We start from the raw sequence: 22,570 nt of genomic DNA on the forward strand, positions 1-22,570 counted from the left end.
ATAGTTGTCATTATCAAAGCCAGTACGTTAGCGATTCTGTATCATTCTATTCCTAATATTATGTGATTTTAGTAATGATACAGAATTCAGGATAACACCATAGCAATACCACCCAATAATTCATGAATCCACAAAAAATAGAATATACAGAGTGGAATATCACTATCCTGTATTAATTATTCATTTTAATGATACATGCTCTTTTAGATAATTTTCTACCCATTTAGCTACTCGACTTGTATCTTTATAAGCACCCAACATAAGTTCAGAACCACGGCTACTCAACCATTTCCGCCCGACAATAAATAACCCAGGATAAGGTGTTTTCCCACCTTCTTCATGCCCATTTTTACAAACGAATCCGTTAGCATCCGCAGCACCAGGAAGAGTTAACCACACCGTATTATCTTTATACCCCAAACACCAGATAACAGTATCGACCTCATATTGATTGCCAGACAAATCACATAAATTATTATCTTTTATATCAACTAATCTATTCGCTATTTTTATACCAAAAGCGGCTAACCGATGGTTTTTTAGCTCTCCACAAGGAATGGGATTACGCCGCCGCATGATTTTCCCTACCAAACTGTAATAATTGGCAAACAACAGACCGCTTTTACTTAACCACCAAAAGATATCTTTGCCCATTATTCTATTAGGTAAGAGAGGACGGGAAGAACCACAAAATAACGTCACCTTCGCAGTCGCCGCTAAATCTTTGGCAATCTGGCGACCACTGGCGCCATCACCAACAACAGCAACTCTGCTGCCTGCTTTAATTTGTTTAGGTTCCTGATACTTATCCGCACCAATTTGTTGTATATCAGCAGAAAGTTGCCCAGAAAGTACCGGAATATCAGCTAATTGATTAGCACCTGTTGCATTAACCAGACAAAGTGCATTAAATACTTTCCCGTCTTTTGTTTTAACGCTATAGACATTTTTATCATGCTTCACTTCAACCACTTCAGTTTGAGTATGTATCGTCAGGTTATGGTGTGAAGCATAACGCTCAAGGTAATCAGCAACTTCATTCTTATCCGGATAGCCATCTTCAATTCCAGGAAATGGCAGGCCATGAAGCTGAGTCATACCACGTGAAGTGAATAACAGCATATTATCAGGACGCCTGCGCCACACATCGCCAATACGCGTTTCTCGCTCTAATATGCAGACATTTATATTCTTAGCAGTGAGGATAGCAGCTAAACTTAATCCGGCTTGACCGGCACCCACAATTAAACAATCCATTTTCATCATGCGTACTCGTTTTTAATTCGGCATTATCTATATTTTATTTTTATCATTATATTAATCTTAGGACAATGAAAAAATTTATAAAAAAACATTCGATAGATCAAAAATCAACGAACTTCACAAAAATATAAAACACAATGAAAAAAATTACTTGAATTAACTGGTCACATTCACATTAAAGTGAGCATTTTGAATAAATCAGCTATTTTTATCATAATTTTAACAATATTTACAAATTCATATAATAATCAGAGCAATAATATAGCCAATTTATTCAATAAAATGAAATTATTAATCACTATCCTTTTTTCCTACATAACTTATGCTTTATTGCTATAACTTATAATAAACAAAGATGAGTTTATCTACTCTTTACCCTACCGGAGATGAAAAAATGGAAAATATCAAAAATATATATGATGGTATAAAATCCCGTGGTGGCAATCCGCTGAAATGGTTAATGGCAGATGTCGACTTTCTCTATAAGCTGTCTAAAGAAGAACAACAAGAACTAAAAACCTGTCTACTTAAGGATGCTTTTCATTTTCATTATCATAATAATCCTTACTATAGAGATATTTGTGAGAAACAAGGTATTAAGCTAGAAGATATCCAGGGTTATAATGATTTAGTTCGCATCCCACTAATACCCGTTGCAACTTATAAATCAGCCGAAAGTCATCGTTTATTAAGCAAACCACTGTCTGAAATCGAACATGAAATGCGTTCAACCGGTACAAGCGGAATTCCCAGCGTTTATCGTCGTTGCCACGATACGATGGATCACACAGTATTGGCTGTTTATTCTAATTACCGCAGCATGTTCAAATTATCTGGTGGTGCAGGCCTATGCTTATGTCCTTCAACAGAAGATATTCCAGAAATGGCACTGGTTAAGATATTTAATTTCCTGACAGGTTTGTTAGATACCCGACGCTATATGATTAATCAGGATCGTTTTTCCCCAGAAGACACACTGAATCAATTAATCCAGTGGAAAGGTAAATTCACCCGGCATTTAATTGGCCCGCCATTCATGATCCATCGTTTTATTACTTTCTTAAAAGAGAATAACACCAGACTCACTTTAGATCGCGATAGTATGGTGATTACGATGGGCGGCTGGAAACGTTTTTCCGGGGATATGATCTCCCGCGGCGAATTAAATGCAGATATCGAAGAATGGATGGGAATTCCAGTATCCCGAACACGTGATATGTATGGTCTGGTTGAAGCAAACGTTCTCGCCATAGAAGATGAATATAACCATAAGCATGTTCCTCCTTATATTCACTTCTCCGTCCGTGATCCTAATGATTTATCACGTGAACTACCTGATGGCGAAACAGGGCAATTGGTGATCCTAGATCCACTTTCTGTTTCCACCCCAGGTATGTTACTGACAGAAGATTTGGTCTACTTGCGTACCGACCCTAACAAATCCTGGCGTAATTCTCAGCGGATTCAGTTTGTTATGCGTACTGCTGCCGCTAAAGAGTTTGGTTGTTGTGCAGTCAACCTTGAGAGAAAAATGTCAGATGATGAAACTGCCCCAGCTACATCCGCAGTATAAATAGCAAGGTGGAATTATGTTTAACAACATCATTATTGACAACTTTTGCAATCCTGACTGCCAGGGGACGTTATCCAGCCCGGCAATTAAACTGGCGTTAGGCAATCCTGTCTGTGGTGACAAGGTTGATATCGACCTGACACTGGATAGTCAAGGGCGGGTAAATAATGCCTGTTTCCGCGCATGGGGATGCACAGCATCCCTAGCAATGTCGAACCAGTTTTGTCGCCATGTTAAAGGTAAGACTCTCAAAGAATTGAACACATTATCACCTGAAGGCATTGATGCGTTATTAGGTGAGTTAGAACCCGCCCAGCAACACTGCCTTGATATGCTGCATAAGCTATTTGAGCAGTTAAAGGGAAAAATATGACAAGCCTATACTTCGATTACAACGCCACGACACCGCTAAGTGTTAAAGCCCAGTTGGCGATTAAAGAGGCTTTGTCTGTTTTTGCTAATCCGTCCAGCCACTACAGCTTAAGTAACATGGCTAAAAATTTGCTCACTGACGCCAGGAGATCTATGGCGTCATTAATGGGCACTGTGCCTGAACAAATCCTGTTTACATCAGGAGGAACCGAAAGTAATAACCAGGCATTGTCCAGCCTGTTAGCAACGCTTCCCGGTTCGGATCTGTCTGCATATCATGTTATTAGCTCTTCTATTGAGCACCCGTCTGTTCTAGCGCCGTTACTCTGGTACCAGCAACGCGGACTTCAACTGACGCTGATCGATCCTGATAATCAGGGGCGGATAAGTGTACAAAGCATCCGTGAAAACCTGCGGCCACAAACACGCCTGATCACATTGATGGCGATTAACAACGAAACCGGAGTGATACAGCCCTATGAAGCTGTCGCCTCTTTAGCAAAAGAGGCTGGTATCTATTTACACATAGATGCAGTACAGGCTATTGGTAAACTTCCTTTTAGCTGTGACACGCTTTCTGGCATAACGACTGTCTCTTTCTCCGGCCATAAGTTTAATGGCCCAAAAGGTATCGGTGGGCTCTATCATGCGCTAGGTATTCAATTGAACCCCTTGCTGCACGGTGGCGGACAAGAACAAGGAATACGCAGCGGCACTGAAAACACTCTGGGCCTTGCAGGACTGGCGGCGGCAGCTAAAGAATCACTGAATGGATTGCAAGAACATTTCAATACCTACAAAACGCTCAGAGAAACCTTGCTATCTCTGCTGGAACAGCACCATGTTAGCTACTTAATTAATGGCAATACAAACCCAGAATTTCAGGCACCCTGGACACTGAATTTAAGTTTCCCTGGCGTCCGCGCTGAATCATTAGCCAGCCGGCTGGATTTATGTCACGGAGTCTCTTTATCTTTAGGATCAGCCTGTAGCAATAACAAATCTACACAACGTTCTCATGTTCTGGCGGCGATGGGGCTACCTAATGATCGTATCGATAGCGCAGTACGTATCAGCTTTGGATATACCACAAGCCAAAATGATATTGAGATGCTGGCTAGCGCGATCAAACAAGAAACGTATAACTTGCTGAAAATTTCTGGGCAACCTTTAAACACTCAGGAATAACAGCAAAACTGTATTTAAAAGACGGTGTAGCAGGAATAACTTATTTATTAACCACTAATACCCATATTACTGCACTTAAGCTCCGCCAACATTTTTTTAGATTTTAAGGGGATATTAATATGAAACTGTTTGAATTATTGCAATCTCAAATTACTGAATTAACTGACATCGAAGCAGAAGATATTACTCTCGATACCCTGCTTGATGATATTCATCTGGTAAGTCTGGATTTTGTCTCTATTCAGGTTGCTTTAAAAAGAGAAATGGGTATTCAGCTGAATTTCGATAAATTCCAGCGAAATGAAACAACGACAATCGGTGATTTTGTCAATTATGTCAGTGAATTAATAAAATAATCATTATTAATGTATTTGGATGTTAGCTGTCTATGACATATCACAGCATGGCTAACATTCATTTTTGTGATGCTTTTATCTACCAACCCCATTATTTGGTTGTATTAAAAAATAAAGCATGTCACCAGGAACTTACCTTTGGAGATAATGTTTCATGAATTTTCAAACTGGCTACCGCCGCGTTGCCATCACAGGCTATGGCTCTATCTGTTCTCTTGGGCAAAATACCCAGGAAATTTGGGATGCAATCCTAAACTATCGTGTAGGCTACAAAAAGGACGTTCACCCAGATGCTTCTGTCGCAGCAAAATTCTTCGGCAATATACCTTTTCCTCCTGATGTATCACGGTTTTCCAAAAAACTGCTAAAGAACCTTCCCAAATTCAGCAAACTTGGGCTGATTGCTGCGGATGAAGCAATCAAAATGGCATTTGGTCACGATAAAGCTGCTCTTGATGAAAGTTATTCCCCTTTTGAACGAGGTGTCATTTTTGGTACTGGCTGGGGAGGAGAAGATGCAACCGTCGAAAACAGCAATTCCTACGCTGACCAAGGTATTGCCTCACCCATGACAAATATTATGTCTATGCACAGCGTAGGTACGGCGGCTATTTCAATGAACTGGAATCTACGGGGATATCAGAATACCCCAGTGGCAGCTTGTGCAACAGGCAGTATGGCAATAGGTGATGCTTTTGAACTTATCCGTAGCGGACGCACTAAAATGATGCTGGCAGGGGGCGGTGAAAGTATCAGAGATCCATTCATCGTCTGGAGCATCGATATTCTTGGCGCACTGAGCAAAGAACAGGAATCTGTCGAAAAAGCTTGCTGTCCGTTCAGCAAAGATCGCAGTGGCTTTGTGATGTCAGAAGGTGCAGCAATATTATGTCTTGAAGATTATGACAGTGCTGTTGCCAGAGGAGCCAAAATACTGGCGGAAGTCGTCGGTTATGGAAATTACTCTGACGCATCAGATATGACAGCACCGGCACCAGATTGCCAAGGACGGGTTATGGCAATTCAGGCGGCACTGGAACAGGCTAAACTCTCCGCGTCAGATATTCACTATATCAATGCCCACGGCACATCAACCCCGTTAAACGACATTAACGAAACCGATGTTTTAAAAATGAGCCTGGGAGAACACGCCTACTGTATTCCTACTTCCAGTACAAAATCCTACACAGGCCATCTTATTGCCGGGGCAGGGGCAATTGAGTCCATTTTCTGTATTAAGGCAATGGAAACCGCAACTATTCCCGCGACTATGCACTTGAATAATCCTGATCCACTCTGCGATCTGGATTACGTACCCAACACCCACCGAACTAACCAAGTTATTGATACTGCTTTAAATGTTAACTATGGATTCGGTGGCACAAACTGTGCACTTATTTTCAGGAAAGCCGACAGATGAACGTTCAATTCAGTAAAAAAGATCTCAGTCAATGGGCTAAATTCTCTGGAGATTATAACCCCATTCATTTTGATGAAAAAATTGCAAAAGAAGTCGGATTAGGCGGTATTGCCGTACACGGTATGCTGGCAATGATCCCGCTCAAAAGCGGATACGATTACCTGTCACAACCAAACGAGGGAATGGGCAGACAATGGCACGTTAATTTGCGAAATCCAGTGCCTCTGAATGCCTGCTATTGTGTCAAAACTAAGCACACTGACCTGAATGGGAAAACGGCCTTTAATCTGCAAGATGAAACAACCAGCTTGAAACCTTTGGTTGGTCATTATAGTCGTTTCGATTTTTCGAAAAAAACCGGCTTTCCTGAAAAACCACAGTGTCAAGTTCCGATACAAGAGACAATAAAAAAATCCATTGAATTCAAAAGCACCTTCCCCGAAGTCAATGAGTTCTGGATTTTTCTTGATGCCCTGATTTTTTATCTTTTCATGCAGCAAAGTGCAAAAACGGCACTAGCAACGGAATTTAAAACCTATTTCGGCAAACAGGGGCATGATGAAATATGCCTCAAAGACCTTATTGTGTTGCATGTTATGCATACAGTGAGTTTTTCTCCAACCCTGCTCAATCGCCAAATCCCGGATGAAATGCCAAGCATCGAATATACGATCCTACCTAAAGATACATTCGATGTTGATGGTTCGTTATACGGTACGTTGGAAATCCCGATCTGGCTGAATGGAGAAATCTCTTTAGTTGTTGAAATGAGTCTGATGGGAACAACAAAAAGAAAGCAGGTTGCCAACTAAGGTTTGATGAATTCTGTACTGACAGACGGATGGCATAAAAATTTAGAGGAATAACTTAATGAATATCAACGCACCTTGGGTTTTTGTTTCGGGAGGATCACGTGGCATTGGCAAAGGCATAGTAAAAATGCTGGCTGCGCAAAACTACCATGTGGTTTTTACCTACAAATCAAGCATAGATGAAGCGCAAACACTTTGTCAGGAAATTAAGCAGCAAGGTCACAGTTGTGAAGGCCATCAATGTGATGTCTCAAACGCGAAAGAAGTCTCAACACTGTCGGCAGAGCTTATCTCACGGTATGGCTCTCCCTATGCAATCATCAATAACGCCGGAATTACACAAGATGCTTTGCTGATAAACATGAAAGAAGAAGAATGGCACAACGTGATTTCCACCAATCTTTCTTCTGTTTATTTAGTCAATCACGCTTTTCTCCCTGAAATGATTATGTCTGGAGAAGGCTGCATCATCCACATGAGCTCGGTCACTGCATTTAAAGCTAACTCAGGGCAAGTTAACTACGCAGCAACCAAAGCCGCAATGATCGGTATTACCCGCTCATTAGCTGTTGAAGTTGGCCGATTTAATGTTCGGGTCAATACCGTTGCACCAGGCTTGATTGATACTGAAATGCTGAATCATATTCCAGCATCACATAGGAAAAAACTGTTATCTAACATCCCATTGGGCCGCTTGGGTTCAGTAGAAGATATTGCCATGACTATCAATTTCCTCCTCAGCCCCGGAGGACGCTACATTACCGGGCAAACATTCGTCATTGATGGCGGAATGACGGCCTGATCAGTTAAACAGAATATCAATGGGTTCGTATCCATATCCTGTGGTTATTTGTACCCAGATAAATATCTGGGTACTTAAAAAATGCCGTTAATCATTGCCAAATAGCCAATCCAGTCTCTCTGATAAATGTTAATAACGATAATAAATAATTTTAATACAAATAATACTTGTGGCATTAAGTGCTAAATATTACCCGTTTTCTTTTTATCAAGACGGGAAGATCTTGACCTTGTAGTCAACTCCAAGGTGTTTAATCAAGCATAAACACACTAATAGTCTAATTTATTTTTGATCACAGTTATGGGAGAGGAACATGGCCGAAGAAATAGAATCAGTTCCAGTACAATCACCTCCGCTTAATGAGAAAAAATCAAAGCGAAAGCTAGCATTGATCCTCGCAACTCTTTTATTTGTTTTTGCCGGATTAGGTTACTTTGCCTACTGGTTTGTTGCACTGCGCTATCATCAAGCGACTGATGATGCCTACGTTGTCGGTAATCAGGTGCAAGTGATGACCCAAATTACTGGTAGCGTAACGTCTATCCATGTCGATAATACAGATTTCGTTCAACAAGGAGACATTCTGCTACGTTTAGACTCTGTTGATGCAGAACATGCTTTTGAACGGGCGAAAAATATATTGGCTAATAGTGTCAGACAAACTCACCAAACCATCATCGATAATGAAAAGCTGCTGGCTAATATTGAACTAAAACAGACTGCGCTACAGCAGGCTCAAGATGATTTAAAACGACGTGAACATCTGGGGCTCACCGGTGCTATTGCCAAAGAAAATCTGATTCATTCCCGTAATAGTGTTCAAATGGCAAAGTCTGAGCTGAACGTCGCCCAACAACAATATCATGCCAACAAAGCGTTAGTTATAGACACCCCATTGGAACAACAGCCCGCCATTAAACTCGCCGCTTCCCAACTCCGAGATGCATGGTTAACCTTACAGCGCACTCAGATTGCCGCGCCGGTGACCGGATACGTTTCACGCCGCAGTGTTCAGGTCGGTTCACAAATAAAAAGCGGTACCTCGCTGATGGTTATCGTACCGGCAGATCAACTCTGGGTCGAAGCTAACTTCAAAGAGGTTCAACTCGCCAATGTGCGTATTGGTCAGCCGGTAACGCTAATTAGCGATTTCTATGGCAATGATGTCATTTATCAAGGCCGAATCGTTGGTCTTGATATGGGAACCGGCAGTGCATTTTCTTTACTGCCGGCACAAAACGCCACCGGTAACTGGATCAAAGTGGTTCAACGTTTGCCTGTCCGTGTTGAACTGGAAGCACAACAACTTATTGATCATCCTTTACGAATTGGTTTATCCATGCACGCCACTGTCGATACCAGAAATCAAGAGGGTTTGGTCCTTTCCGATACCCCCCGTAAAGGCATTGTTTATGAAACCAACGTCTTGTCTTACAACACCGGAGAAATTGATCGGCTAATTAACGAAATCATTCAAGCTAACAACAGTAAAGATGAGTGAGGTTAACATGCTAAAAGAGCCATTATCAGGAGCCAAACTTGGCTGGCTAACCCTGGCTTTAGCATTAGCCGCTTTTTTACAAATATTGGATCTGACCATTGCTAACGTTGCAATATCAACAATTGCCGGAGACTTGGGTTCCTCAGTATCGCAAGGCACCTGGGTAATTACTTCATTTGCTGTTGCTAACGCGATTTCTATTCCATTAACAGGCTGGTTAGCCAAACGGTTTGGGGAAGTCCGGGTTTTCTTAATATCAATGCTATTGTTTGTCATAACCTCTTGGCTGTGTGGCATCTCCAATAGCCTGGAAATGCTGATCATTTCCCGCATTCTGCAAGGCATCTCAGCCGGACCAATCATGCCTCTTTCGCAAAGTTTGTTACTAAACAACTATCCTCCGTTAAAACGCAATATGGCACTGGCATTGTGGTCAATGACTATCGTTGTCGCTCCGGTTTGTGGTCCAATACTCGGCGGTTGGATCAGTGACAGCTATCATTGGGGATGGATATTTCTCATCAACGTCCCGGTAGGCTTTGCCGCCATCGCTATCACTTGGATGTTGTTAAAAGATCGAGAAACTGAAATAAAGGTCAGGCCAATTGATGCCGTAGGGCTTATTTTATTAGTCACCGGCGTCGGTTGTTTTCAGTTATTGCTTGATCGAGGCAAGGAACTTGACTGGTTCAACTCAACAGAGATTATTGCATTAGCGATTATCGCGGTTATTGCCGTGACTTTCCTGATCATCTGGGAACTGACCGACGATGATCCGATCATTGATTTATCACTCTTTAAATCACGCAATTTTACTATTGGTACTTTATGTATCAGTTTGGCCTTTTTACTCCACATCGGTACCCTAGTTCTACAACCTCAGTTATTACAAATGGTCTTTGGTTATACTGCCACCTGGGCAGGGTTAGTTATGGCCCCATTAGGGATGGTTCCCATAATACTTGCTCCACTCATTGGCCGTTTCAGTTCAAAAATCGATATGCGTTATTTGGTTATGTTCAGCTTTATCGTTTTTGCCCTGTGCTTTTTTTGGCGAGCTCATACCTTCGAGCTGTCAATGGACTTTGCCACCGCGGCCTGGCCACAATTTATTCAAGGTTTTGCTATTGCCTGTTTAATTATGCCGCTAACAGCCATTATATTATCCGACGTTGAACCGGATAAAATCGCCTCTGCGGGTAGTCTGTTCAACTTCTTACGTACTCTGGCAACATCCGTGGGTACCTCAATTACGACGACCATGTGGTCCCGCCGTGAAGCTGTCCACCACGTTCAGTTAACTGAATCGATAACCGCCCATAACCCTATTGCCCAGCAAGCCTATCAGAAAATGGAACAATTAGGGATGTCACAAGCTCAAGCCAGTAGCTCTCTGGCGCGTGAAGTCACTAACCAGGGATTGATTATCGCCGCCAACGAGATTTATTGGCTATTTGGTTTTATTTTTCTTATTTTGCTGATCTTTATCTGGCTGGCAAAACCCACAGTTGGAGCAAAGAAATAACACGATAATAAATAATAAACTGGATGACTACCCATCGGCACTAATAACAATAGTCAAAGAACCCAAGGCTATTTCTAGTGAAACCTCAGAGAATACAAAATCTTGTCAAAATAGCACCTTCCAAGGCGCTATTTTGTTGTTCTACGAAACATATTTTTTCATCGTCAAAATGCTTATCATCATCCAGCTGTTTCAGATGACTGACCCATTAAAAAGAACTTAAACGCAGGAGTATCCGTCTCATCGTGATACCCATAGCCCAACGCATCAAGGTGACGCTTAAAACGCACTTTTGTTCCTGACAATTCAAATGCCGCTAACACCCGACCATAATCTGTACCATGATTGCGATAATGAAATAATGTAATATTCCAGTAAGTTCCCAACGTTTGCAGGAACTTCAGCAAGGCCCCCGGTGATTCAGGGAATTCAAAACTATACAAACGCTCACTCAATGGCTTAGATGGACGACCGCCGATCATATAGCGGACATGCAATTTCGCCATTTCATCATCTGAAAGATCTGCAACCTGATATCCTGCGGTACGCAATTCCTCGATGATTTCCCGTCTCTCCACTTCACCACGACTCAATCGGACACCAACGAAAAGACAAGCTTGTTCAGGATCCGCATCCGTATAGCGGTAATTAAACTCTGTTACCGCCCTATCGCCCAATTTCTGACAAAAACGCAGAAAACTCCCCTTTTGTTCAGGAATAGTCACGGCCAACAGCGCTTCCCGTTGCTCCCCCAATTCACAACGCTCAGAGACATAACGTAACCCGTGGAAATTTACGTTAGCACCAGAAAGAATGTGTGCCAACCGCTCACCTTTGATCTGATGCTGCTGAACATACTTTTTCAATCCAGCCAGTGCCAATGCTCCGGAGGGTTCAGCAATCGCACGCACATCTTCAAATAGATCTTTTACCGCAGCACAAATGGCATCACTGTCCACCGTGATAACATCATCCACATATTGCTGACATAAACGAAAAGTTTCATCACCGATACGTTTAACAGCAACACCTTCAGCAAACAGGCCAACTCTTGGTAAATCTACCGGATGCCCAGCTGCCATCGCTGCTTTCAGGCAAGCTGAATCTTCCGCTTCCACCCCAATAATTTTAATTTCTGGCATCAGCTGCTTAATCAACACAGCAACTCCAGCAACCAAACCACCACCACCGACAGGCACAAAGATTCGATCCAGATGTACATCTTGTTGCAGAAGTTCCATCGCCAGTGTCGCCTGACCCGCGATGACATCGGGATGATCAAACGGCGGAACAAAGGTATAGCCTTCCTGCTGGGCCATTTCTATTGCTTTGGCTTTAGCTTCATCAAAATTGGCGCCATATAGCAGAGCTTCTCCACCGAAACTACGGACTGCATCGACCTTGATATCCGCAGTGGCGACCGGCATAACAATCAGAGATTTAATTCCCAGTCGATTGGCAGAAAGCGCAACCCCCTGAGCATGGTTACCAGCTGATGCCGTAATCACCCCCCGGTTCTTTTGTTCCTCAGTCAAACCCGCAATCATAGTGTAAGCGCCACGGAGCTTGAAACTGTGAACAGGCTGCCGGTCTTCCCGTTTTACCAAAATAGTATTTCCCAAACGGGTAGAAATTTTCTTCATTTCCTGTAACGGCGTCACCTGAGCAACTTCATAGACAGGCGCGCTTAACGCCGCTTTCAGGTACTCTGCACCATTTGGTGCGGAAGTTAAGGGACGAAATGCAACCATGCAATTATCCCCCTAGCTTAGATTTATCGCGGACAGCCCCTTTATCCGCACTGGTCGCCAATGAAGCATAAGCTCTCAAGGCAAAAGATACCTGGCGTTCACGGGATTTCGGCGTCCACGCGTTATCTCCGCAGGCAAGTTCCACTGTTTTACGGGCAGCAAGTGTCTTTTCATCCACATCAAGTTGAATTTTCCGCAGTGGAATATCAATATCAATGATATCGCCATCTTGAACCAAACCTATCAAGCCACCATTAGCGGCTTCTGGCGAAACGTGGCCTATCGATAAACCAGAGGTACCACCAGAGAAACGGCCATCTGTAATCAATGCACAGCTTTTACCCAATCCCATAGATTTCAGATACGTCGTCGGATACAGCATCTCCTGCATTCCTGGCCCACCTTTTGGTCCCTCGTAACGAATGACGACCACATCACCAGCAACGACTCTGCCACCCAAGATCGCATCAACCGCATCTTCCTGACTTTCATAAACTTTAGCTGGCCCACGAAATGTCAAACTGTTCTCATCAACCCCTGCGGTTTTTACAATACAGCCATCTATAGCCAAATTGCCAAACAAAACTGCAAGGCCTCCATCCTGACTGTATGCATGTTTGAGGTCACGGATACAACCTTCTACACGGTCAATATCCAAAGAAGGCCAACGGCAATCCTGTGAAAATGCCTGAGTAGTACGGATACCCGCAGGGCCTGCTGAATACATTTTCTTTATCGATTCATCTACCGTCAGCATCACATCATATTGATCAAGCGTTTGTAGCAAATCCAACCCCAAAACATTTTTAACCTGACGATTCAACAGACCGGCTCTATCCAGCTCACCTAAAATACCCATCACACCACCAGCACGATGGACATCTTCCATATGATATTTTTGTGTGCTTGGGGCAACTTTACACAGATGAGGAATCTGACGAGACAGACGGTCAATATCCGCCATGGTGAAATCGACCTCGCCTTCCTGTGCCGCAGCCAGTAAGTGAAGTACAGTATTTGTTGAACCGCCCATAGCAATATCCAGCATCATCGCATTTTCAAATGCAGCTTTCGTTGCGATATTACGCGGCAGAGCACTATCATCATTTTGCTCATAGTAGCGCTTAGTCAACTCAACAATACGTTTTCCCGCGTTCAGAAACAGCACCTTACGATCCGCATGAGTCGCCAGTAATGAACCATTTCCTGGCTGAGACAGCCCCAGAGCTTCTGTCAAACAATTCATAGAGTTAGCAGTAAACATCCCGGAACAGGAACCACAGGTTGGGCAGGCTGAACGCTCAATCTGATGACTATCCTCGTCACTGACATTAGGGTTTGCGCCTTGAATCATGGCATCGATCAAATCCAATTTGATAATCTGATCCGACAATTTTGTTTTACCGGCTTCCATGGGACCACCGGAAACAAAAATCACAGGGATATTCAAGCGCAGGGCTGCCATCAGCATACCTGGTGTGATTTTGTCACAGTTAGAAATACACACCATGGCATCAGCACAGTGAGCATTCACCATATATTCGACAGAATCAGCGATCAATTCGCGTGATGGCAGAGAATAGAGCATACCACCATGCCCCATTGCGATACCGTCATCCACCGCTATTGTATTGAACTCTTTTGCAACACCACCTGATGCTTCAATCTGTTCGGCAACCAATTTACCTAAGTCCCGCAAATGAACATGCCCCGGAACAAATTGAGTAAATGAGTTAACTACCGCAATAATCGGTTTACCGAAATCTGCATCAGTCATCCCTGTCGCACGCCATAAAGCGCGGGCCCCAGCCATATTGCGGCCATGAGTCGTGGTGGCAGAACGGTACTTAGGCATTATTCTTCACTCCCGTGTTATCAAAACAGGCGGGGAACGAACCGCCCGTTAAATTATTTATAGTTTTATTAAGGATTTACTGGATCTAACCAGCCCCATTTATCTTCTGTTGTGCCATCAAACAAACCAAAAAATGCTTGCTGAATCTTCTTGGTGACTGGCCCACATTTACCAATACCAACCTGAATATCATCAACACTGCGAACGGGGGTGATTTCAGCCGCTGTACCAGACATAAAAACTTCATCCGCCAAATACAGAGATTCGCGCGACAATACCTGTTCACGAACTTCCAGCCCCAAATCTTTCGCTAGTTTGATAATGGCATCACGGGTAATTCCTGGTAATGAAGCTGAGGTAAAGGGTGGAGTGAACAATACACCATCTTTTACTTCAAACAGATTTTCACCCGCGCCCTCAGAGATATAACCATAAACATCCAGAGCAATACCTTCCTGATATCCATGACGACGGGCCTCACTACCAACCAGAAGAGAAGACAGGTAGTTACCCCCCGCTTTAGCAGCTGTTGGTATTGTATTTGGCGCCGCTCGGTTCCATGAAGAAACCATGGCATCGATTCCTTGATCCAGTGCATCTTCTCCCAAATAAGCTCCCCATGGGAAAGCGGCAATAATGACATCAGTTTTATAACCGGCGGGTGGATTAACCCCCATTCCAACATCCCCAATAAACACCAGTGGACGTATATAAGCACTGACTAAATTATTTTTACGAAGAGTTGCCCGACATGCTTCCATCAATTCATCAACACTCTGACTCACTGGCATACGGTAAATCTTTGCAGAATCATGTAAACGCTGCATATGCTCACGATGGCGGAAAACGACTGGCCCTTTATAAGAGTCATAGCAGCGAACTCCCTCAAAAACCGACGTACCGTAATGCAAAGCATGTGACATTACGTGAACTTTAGCATCTGCCCAAGGAACCATCTCGCCATTGAACCAAATGTAATCGGATTGCTTCGTCATTCTCTTCTTCCTTTATTTCTACGTTATGCACGTATTAATTGTGATTTCGGTTGCAGAATCTTGACACCAGCGACATCCACTAATTTAGTTAATTGTGAAGACAACAAATTAACAGGTCTTTGGCTGGCAACAATTAATTCGATATTAACATTATAGCCATCCATTGTTTGATCCATATTCATCGAACATATCTCAAATCCACGATGACGCGTTACTCGTAAGATACGTTCTAATATTTCAGGGCAGGAACGAGCCTGGATTGCAAGTTGATGCTGTCTCATAATGATTTCTCCAACATAGTTTCATTGCTTGCACCGGGAGGGACTAACGGCCAAACGTTTTCTAATTCTTCAATGGATACCTGTAATAAATACGGTCCCTTACTGTTGAATAATGCGTTCAGAGCTTCATCAATCTGTGATTTATCAGTGATATGTTGCCCCGAAATATCAAAAGCTTTCGCTAATGCGACAAAATCAGGGTTATCTGTTAATGTTGTTTCGCTATATCGTTTATCAAAAAACAGTTCCTGCCATTGCCGCACCATTCCCAGTCGTTGGTTATCTAACAGTAAAATTTTTATAGGTAATTGTTTGCGTTTAATTGTCCCCAATTCCTGAACATTCATCATGAAAGAACCATCACCGGATACACAGATCACCATATCCTCTGGTCGGGCAATTTGAGCGCCAATCGCAGCTGGGATACCAAATCCCATCGATCCCAGCCCACTGGATGTAATAAAATTTTCAGGCCCATCAAAAGTCATATGTTGAGCTGTCCACATCTGATGCTGTCCAACATCGGTGGTAACAACCGTGTTTAATGTTTTACGATCCGAAACCTGCTTCAATAATAAAGGTGCATAGATAGCCTCACCCGGATGGTCGTAGCACCGAGGATATTCAGCTTTCAGGCGCTTAACTTCCCGCTGCCAGGACATAATTGATAATGGTTGCTGTAAACGGGGCAACAACGCTTTTAAATCCCCCTGCAATGACACATGAGCCTGACGTAATTTCCCCAACTCTGCCGGATCGATATCCAAATGAATAACTTTTGCATTCGGCGCAAAGGTATTGAGTTTGCCAGTCACACGATCATCAAAACGGGCACCTGCGGCAATCAGCAAATCACATGACTGAACCGCAAAATTTGCAGCTTTCGTACCATGCATCCCAAGCATTCCCAGATAACATGGATGTTTAGTATCAGCAGCACCCAAACCTTTCAACGTGGAAACAACCGGCATACCTGTTTCCGCAACAAAATTACGCAGAACAGAAACTGACTGAGACATACCGACTCCGCCACCAACATACAGTACTGGCTTTACCGCAGCCGCAATCATCTTCCGGGCTTGTTCTAATTCATTTTCAGTGCAGGGTATCTCTTGCTCAACAGGAACCAGATGTGGGGCTAAATTCCCCTCTTTCAGCTGAATATCTTTAGGAATATCAACCAAAACCGGGCCAGGTCGACCACTGGTTGCAATAGAAAAGGCTTCAGCCATAATTTGAGGTAAATTTTCCAGGGAGTCCACTAAGAAGCTGTGTTTGGTGCAAGCAAGGGAGAGACCTAAAATATCGACTTCCTGAAAGGCATCAGTTCCAATCAATTCAGAACTAACCTGACCAGTGATAGCGACAACAGGAATAGAATCTAACAACGCATCAGCCAATCCAGTGATTAAGTTTGTTGCCCCCGGCCCGGATGTGGCAATACAGACTCCCGGCTTACCGCTGGCTCTCGCATAACCAATTGCAGCCATAACAGCGCCCTGTTCATGCCGACAAAGTAAGTGCTCCACACCACCATCGTACAAAGCATCGTAAACCGGCATGATTGCACCACCAGGGTAGCCGAAAACCTGATCAATACCCTGCGTTCGTAATGCTTTTACAACCCACTGCGCCCCGTTCATTTTTCATATCCCCTGTGTTTACCCTGTGAGACAAAATTTTGTTCTGTTGTATGTTTTTGTCTCTGACTGATTTTTGCTTGCCGAAAAAAAACCCCCGCGCCTTTCGGTGCGGGGGTCTTCGAGAGATCTGGCTGTTCGTCTAAGCCTTTCTTCGTCCAAGTGCAGCCCCGCACGGTGGGATAATAATCACCACCACGCTGACGATAACTAGGCTAATCACTTGGACAAATATATTCATAATCTTGGCCGTTTTAACTCGTTTGTTTAATCTATATTTAAGAGTTATCACGTTCTTCATAGCTTGACAACTTTTATTTTGTTTTATTCCTCAGCATGAAAAAATATTGTTTATTTTCAACCAGATAATTACAACTTGGATTATTTTTCCATAAATGAATTGAATTTAGGTGATAAAATCCAGATTATTATATAAAAACAATATATCACATTAATAAATAACAAATAAAACAAATCATTCAACTAAAAGCAAGTAAAGATCTTATTATTAATCACCTGGGTGATAAAAACCCCAGTTAAGAAATAAAGCAAAAATATATAGAACACTAATTTAACTTACTGTGAAAACATATATAAACTTGCATTAAAAATAAATAAAAAAACCAATATTAAAGCACCAAAAATAATAAAAAACCATCAGAGCAACAATATAAAAATAAATTACATGATTAAATTTACGGGTATAAAACAAATAAACACCAATTAATTAAAATAAAAATCATCTAACGAAAATTTAATAAAGCAATTCTTTTAGCCACCTCGTAGAATATTTCTTAGAGCCATCTCGCAAAAAAATAATAAGACACTATTTATTATCTCATTTCAGCCCATCATATGCGTTTTCTTACTAAGGAGAATAGGATGGCCCTCGCTGTTATTTATACCAGAGCGACTATAGGTATTCATGCCCCCATTGTTACTGTTGAAGCGCATATTAGTAATGGCTTACCTGGATTAACTTTGGTTGGTTTGCCTGAAACAGCCGTAAAAGAAGCAAGAGATCGTGTCAGAAGCGCATTAATCAACAGCGGGTTTACCTATCCGCCTAAAAGAATCACCGTTAATCTTGCACCAGCAGACCTCCCCAAAGAAGGTGGCCGTTATGATTTGCCGATTGCTATCGCTATTCTGGCAGCTTCAGAACAAATACCTGCCGATAAACTGAACCGTTATGAATTTCTTGGTGAACTCGCGCTATCCGGGGGCTTACGGAGAGTTAATGGCGCAATTCCAGCTGCACTAAGCGCGGGAGACGCAGGCAGACAACTTATTCTATCGACAGAAAACGGAACAGAGCTGGCAATCTTATCTCAGGATGCAACGTTAATGGCAGAACACCTCTTGCATATCTGCCACTTTCTTCAAGGAGAAAAACAACTGCTGACAACAACAATCCGACATGAATTTTCAACAGAACAATCACAACCGGATCTTCAGGATATTATTGGTCAGGAACAAGCAAAACGCACACTGGAAATCGCAGCAGCAGGCGGACATAATCTTTTACTACTTGGCCCACCAGGGACAGGAAAAACGATGCTGGCAAGCCGCCTATGCAGTTTATTACCGCCATTAACAAACAAAGAAGCCCTTGAGGTTGCCGCTATCAATAGCCTGGTAGACACCTACCTTCCACCAGAACAATGGCATACACGCCCATTCAGAGCGCCTCATCACAGTTCATCAATGGCAGCGCTGGTTGGCGGTGGTGGACTTCCTAAACCCGGTGAAATATCACTTGCTCACAACGGTGTGCTGTTTCTGGATGAACTTCCTGAATTTGAACGCAGAGTCCTTGATGCCCTCAGAGAACCACTGGAGTCAGGGGAAATAATCATATCCAGAGCCAGAGCCAAAGTTTGTTTTCCTGCTCAGGTTCAATTAATAGCAGCAATGAATCCCAGCCCTACAGGCCATCATCAAGGAATTCATAATCGAAGTAATCCTCAGCAAATACTTCGATACCTGGCAAAACTTTCTGGGCCTTTTTTAGATCGCTTTGATCTCTCAATTGAAGTTCCTCTGTTACCCATTGGAACATTGAGTAGCCCAATTAGATCAAGCGAAAGCAGCAAAGATGTGAAATTAAGAGTACTGACAGCGCGAAAAATACAATTAAAACGCTGTGGAAAAATTAATGCTCATATGAATAGTAAAGAGACAGAAACATTTTGTAAGCTCAAACTTAACGATGCTGTGTTTCTAGAAGAAACACTAACAAAGCTAGGGCTTTCCATCCGGGCATGGCATCGAATTCTGAGAACATCCCGAACACTCGCCGACTTAGAAGGAAAAAAAGAGATAGAAAAACCACATATTATGGAAGCCTTAAGCTACCGCAGTATGGACAGGCTATTAATACAGTTACAAAAACAATCAGGTTAAAAATGAAAAAAGGGGCAAAGCCCCTGTACTCATAACTTGTGATGATATTAATCATCAGTGTCGGTATAGTCATCAGAAGAATCAACCTGAGGCTTACCACCTGACAGGGTATGAAAACGTTTTGGACGACTAATCCTTGCCAAATATTTGGCCCATACTTTTTCTTCTATCGTCACAGGCTGACGTTCACCCCGGCAAACAGCAACAAACAGTTTTTCTATTTCTGTTTGAGGCTCACGTTTACCGAGATCTAACTCATTGAACGCATAACCATGACGCTCTAGCAATTGCGCCTCTTTAATGGTGAAATCGCCATGGCGGGAAAACCCGCGAGGATAATGTTTGTTATCAAAAAAACGATTAGTCGTGATGAAGCTTTCGGCCATCTGACACACTCCTAATTCTATTACTGTTACTATCATGCTAATTATGGCGCGGAGTATTAGATAGGCCTGGCATTCTGTAAAACAAAACATTTAAATCTTAACGATAAAAATTATTGGAGAAACATGTGGACACCGAATTACTGAAAACCTTTCTGGAGGTCAGTAAAACTCGTCACTTTGGTCGGGCAGCCGAATCACTATACCTGACACAGTCAGCAGTCAGCTTTCGCATACGCCAATTAGAAAACCAATTAGGTGCTAATCTTTTCACGCGTCATCGCAATAACATCCGTCTTACAGCCGCTGGCGAACGCCTTGTGCCGTATGCAGAATCACTGATGAATACCTGGCAATTGGCTAAAAAAGAGATAACACATGCATCTCAACATACTGAATTGACAATTGGCGCTACCGCATCATTATGGGAAGCATATTTAACCCCTTGGCTACAGGATTTCTATAAAAGACATCAGGAACTAAGATTAGAATCCCGGATTTCTACTCGGCAATCTCTTGTTAAACAACTTCATTCGCGTGAGTTAGATCTACTAATAACGACTGAACCACCTAAAATGGATGAATTCCAAAGCTTGTTATTAGGGAATATTTGCCTGAAATTATTAACGACGAAAGAAAATCTGCAATACCAAGTTGAAAACTACATCAAATTAGAATGGGGAGCTGATTTCCATCACCAAGAACAACGGATTTTAAAAAGTGAACAATTGCCCATCATCACAACCACTTCGGCACATATAGCTCGCCAGCTGCTCAACAGTGTCAGAGGAGCCGCCTTCCTACCAATACACTGGCAAAACGAATATTCAAAACTTGTCTCTTACCCAAATACTGAACTAATTGAACGCCCATTATACGCTATATGGCTACAGAACAACGATCAACAAGCATTGATTCAGCAGCTATTAAAAATACCTGTCATCAATACTTCTACAAGAGATTAAGAGACATTTTATGCAACTCATTCAATTAGTGGATCTATATTCTGCAAGATTTCCAGATAGGAGTGTTACACGGAAACAGAAAAGAAAATAGTAAGAGGGAACAAAATTTTAGATCACGCAGGAGGCGGGATTACTTTCGCCATCCTTCCACATATCCCCCTGTTTGCCAAATAATCTTCACTTACTACACACTACGTCATGGTTTAAGACTGTGACTTGAATCAGAAAACCCAAAACCACAGTGAAGAAGGGTAAGATGATTTTGAATAACTTACTAAACGAACCTACCCTCATCGTCTGGATACTCAATACTCTTACCTTGCCATTCGACTTAAGTAAATTTTATTTTAAACTTTAAACCGAACTTCATTTAATAAGAAAACTGTCACGATTAGAGTGCTCACTAAGACTTAATTGACGCAAATCCTTTAAACATGGCGGATTCGACTAATAAGTGCAATTTGTACACTAATAGCATCAGTAATAAGTTGAGAATAGATTCAGATGCATCAACCGACTAGCTTCTTCCTTATAATAAATATCCATAAATGGATCAAGAAAAATTTTTATTACTATGGGAGCGGATAAGACTGAAAAAATATTATCTAATTGAAACGATGTTTATTACGTTAAGAAATATTTCTCACATAGAATATTTAAACTGTTCAGTTTTCTATTAGAGGCGGTAGACGCATTGATCACCTACGCCTTCTAACCCCAAAAAGAGTCTGAATCTACATGCCGCTGAATTAATTCATGAAAAAGATGCTTGAACACTAAATATCAAAGACAATAAAGAATATGCTGTTATAGTTTACTCTTAGATACGAGTCCAACATTCAAGTCAAAATTAAGATAATAAACTAGCAATACCCTTTAATTGATCAGTCAAGAGATGACTCTCTGTATGTAAAAGTGACAATAAAGATATTAAGTTTAAATAGATTTTTATTAGTTAAATCAATATCTTATGTCTAGATAATATTTCCCTTGCCAAATACCACCCAGAAGACTTTCTCCTCTGAGTCACCCTTTAATTATCACGGTCAAAAAATAACATCTGCCAAGGTGATATGTATTCATTATACACAGTACAAATAAGAAAAAACCCAGCTAAATAGCTGGGTTATCAATATTGCGAACTACCTTAGTTATTACTTAGTTTGTAACTGGCAGGGGCGGAGAGACTCGAACTCCCAACACCCGGTTTTGGAGACCGGTGCTCTACCAATTGAACTACGCCCCTAAATAAGGTGGCGGTGCGGACGGGGCTCGAACCCGCGACCCCCGGCGTGACAGGCCGGTATTCTAACCAACTGAACTACCGCACCACCGAATTTCTTGTCCTTTATGTCGTTACCACAACATAAAATTCCAATGCCAATCAGGGCAGTTTACGAATGGCCCTTCTGCCATTCGCCCTTCGGACCGCCGCTTTTCGCGACGTTCAAAATCACCCTCTGCGATTTTGCCCTACTTTCC

19 protein-coding genes and 2 tRNA genes are annotated in these 22,570 nt (G+C 42.3%); 11 read left to right on the plus strand and 10 right to left on the minus strand.

All coding sequences use genetic code 11. The annotated features are described in order from the left end of the window. Positions 1–180 precede the first annotated feature (180 nt). Complete coding sequence (locus PTE_RS06895) at positions 181–1,266, minus strand: flavin-containing monooxygenase (RefSeq protein ID WP_036844207.1); 1,086 nt, start codon at positions 1,264–1,266, stop codon at positions 181–183. Positions 1,267–1,657: 391 nt separating this feature from the next. Here PTE_RS06895 and PTE_RS06900 point away from each other — a divergent pair, with 391 nt between their 5' ends. From PTE_RS06900 to PTE_RS06940, 9 genes are all read left to right on the plus strand, one after another. Beyond that, entirely contained in the window at positions 1,658–2,836 is a 1,179-nt protein-coding gene (locus PTE_RS06900; RefSeq protein ID WP_036844209.1) for a LuxE/PaaK family acyltransferase, read from the plus strand. A gap of 16 nt (positions 2,837–2,852) precedes the next feature. Beyond that, positions 2,853–3,209 (plus strand): iron-sulfur cluster assembly scaffold protein, encoded by a 357-nt coding sequence (locus PTE_RS06905; RefSeq protein ID WP_036844213.1) that lies wholly within the window; start codon positions 2,853–2,855, stop codon positions 3,207–3,209. Beyond that, positions 3,206–4,396 carry a cysteine desulfurase family protein gene (locus tag PTE_RS06910; protein ID WP_036844215.1) on the plus strand — a complete coding sequence of 397 codons (1,191 nt, stop codon included), beginning with the start codon at positions 3,206–3,208 and terminating at the stop codon, positions 4,394–4,396. The genes PTE_RS06905 and PTE_RS06910 overlap by 4 nt, the downstream gene beginning before the upstream one ends. Before the next feature lie 119 nt (positions 4,397–4,515). Continuing rightward, a complete protein-coding gene (locus PTE_RS06915; protein WP_036844216.1) occupies positions 4,516–4,752 on the plus strand; it encodes an acyl carrier protein in 237 nt (78 codons plus the stop codon). A gap of 154 nt (positions 4,753–4,906) precedes the next feature. Continuing rightward, positions 4,907–6,172, plus strand: a complete 1,266-nt coding sequence (locus PTE_RS06920; RefSeq protein WP_036844219.1) for a beta-ketoacyl-[acyl-carrier-protein] synthase family protein — start codon at positions 4,907–4,909, stop codon at positions 6,170–6,172. Next, a complete protein-coding gene (locus tag PTE_RS06925) occupies positions 6,169–6,984 on the plus strand; it encodes a MaoC/PaaZ C-terminal domain-containing protein (RefSeq protein WP_036844220.1) in 816 nt (271 codons plus the stop codon). Before PTE_RS06920 ends, PTE_RS06925 begins: the two co-directional genes overlap by 4 nt. Before the next feature lie 58 nt (positions 6,985–7,042). After that, positions 7,043–7,786 (plus strand): 3-oxoacyl-ACP reductase FabG, encoded by a 744-nt coding sequence (fabG, locus tag PTE_RS06930; RefSeq protein ID WP_036844221.1) that lies wholly within the window; start codon positions 7,043–7,045, stop codon positions 7,784–7,786. A 313-nt stretch (positions 7,787–8,099) separates the two neighbouring features. Continuing rightward, positions 8,100–9,287, plus strand: a complete 1,188-nt coding sequence (gene emrA / locus PTE_RS06935) for a multidrug efflux MFS transporter periplasmic adaptor subunit EmrA (RefSeq protein ID WP_036844222.1) — start codon at positions 8,100–8,102, stop codon at positions 9,285–9,287. Between the two features lie 7 nt (positions 9,288–9,294). Then, a complete protein-coding gene (locus PTE_RS06940) occupies positions 9,295–10,812 on the plus strand; it encodes a DHA2 family efflux MFS transporter permease subunit (RefSeq protein ID WP_036844224.1) in 1,518 nt (505 codons plus the stop codon). A 179-nt stretch (positions 10,813–10,991) separates the two neighbouring features. Here the strand turns inward: PTE_RS06940 and ilvA are convergent, their stop codons facing one another. The 6 genes from ilvA to ilvL form a co-directional block, all read right to left on the minus strand. Beyond that, positions 10,992–12,563: a threonine ammonia-lyase, biosynthetic gene (gene ilvA, locus PTE_RS06945; protein WP_036844226.1), complete on the minus strand. Its 1,572-nt coding sequence runs from the start codon at positions 12,561–12,563 to the stop codon at positions 10,992–10,994. A gap of 4 nt (positions 12,564–12,567) precedes the next feature. Next, the gene (gene ilvD / locus PTE_RS06950; RefSeq protein ID WP_036844228.1) at positions 12,568–14,418 is read right to left on the minus strand and encodes a dihydroxy-acid dehydratase; all 1,851 of its coding nucleotides are present in this window, start codon (positions 14,416–14,418) and stop codon (positions 12,568–12,570) included. Positions 14,419–14,486: 68 nt separating this feature from the next. Then, positions 14,487–15,413 carry a branched-chain amino acid transaminase gene (locus PTE_RS06955; protein ID WP_021322833.1) on the minus strand — a complete coding sequence of 309 codons (927 nt, stop codon included), beginning with the start codon at positions 15,411–15,413 and terminating at the stop codon, positions 14,487–14,489. A gap of 23 nt (positions 15,414–15,436) precedes the next feature. Next, positions 15,437–15,694 (minus strand): acetolactate synthase 2 small subunit, encoded by a 258-nt coding sequence (ilvM, locus tag PTE_RS06960; protein ID WP_036844230.1) that lies wholly within the window; start codon positions 15,692–15,694, stop codon positions 15,437–15,439. Then, entirely contained in the window at positions 15,691–17,337 is a 1,647-nt protein-coding gene (gene ilvG / locus PTE_RS06965; RefSeq protein ID WP_036844232.1) for an acetolactate synthase 2 catalytic subunit, read from the minus strand. Before ilvG ends, ilvM begins: the two co-directional genes overlap by 4 nt. 139 nt (positions 17,338–17,476) lie before the next feature. Then, positions 17,477–17,575, minus strand: coding sequence for an ilv operon leader peptide (gene ilvL, locus PTE_RS06970; protein WP_036844375.1), 99 nt, complete (start codon positions 17,573–17,575; stop codon positions 17,477–17,479). 641 nt (positions 17,576–18,216) lie between these two features. Here ilvL and PTE_RS06975 point away from each other — a divergent pair. Beyond that, positions 18,217–19,740 carry a YifB family Mg chelatase-like AAA ATPase gene (locus tag PTE_RS06975; RefSeq protein WP_036844234.1) on the plus strand — a complete coding sequence of 508 codons (1,524 nt, stop codon included), beginning with the start codon at positions 18,217–18,219 and terminating at the stop codon, positions 19,738–19,740. A gap of 47 nt (positions 19,741–19,787) precedes the next feature. Here the strand turns inward: PTE_RS06975 and PTE_RS06980 are convergent, their stop codons facing one another. Continuing rightward, entirely contained in the window at positions 19,788–20,126 is a 339-nt protein-coding gene (locus PTE_RS06980) for a MaoP family protein (protein ID WP_036844236.1), read from the minus strand. Positions 20,127–20,251: 125 nt separating this feature from the next. On the opposite strand from PTE_RS06980, the gene hdfR reads away from it, so the two are divergent. Further along, a complete protein-coding gene (hdfR, locus tag PTE_RS06985) occupies positions 20,252–21,088 on the plus strand; it encodes an HTH-type transcriptional regulator HdfR (RefSeq protein ID WP_036844238.1) in 837 nt (278 codons plus the stop codon). A 1,170-nt stretch (positions 21,089–22,258) separates the two neighbouring features. Here hdfR and PTE_RS06990 read toward each other — a convergent pair. Both PTE_RS06990 and PTE_RS06995 read right to left on the minus strand, forming a co-directional pair. Continuing rightward, a tRNA-Trp gene (locus tag PTE_RS06990) sits at positions 22,259–22,334 on the minus strand. 8 nt (positions 22,335–22,342) lie between these two features. Next, positions 22,343–22,419: transfer RNA gene (locus tag PTE_RS06995), tRNA-Asp, on the minus strand. Positions 22,420–22,570 lie beyond the last annotated feature (151 nt).

Origin of the sequence: Photorhabdus khanii NC19, assembly GCF_000517265.1 — a bacterium.
GTDB lineage: Bacteria > Pseudomonadota > Gammaproteobacteria > Enterobacterales > Enterobacteriaceae > Photorhabdus > Photorhabdus khanii.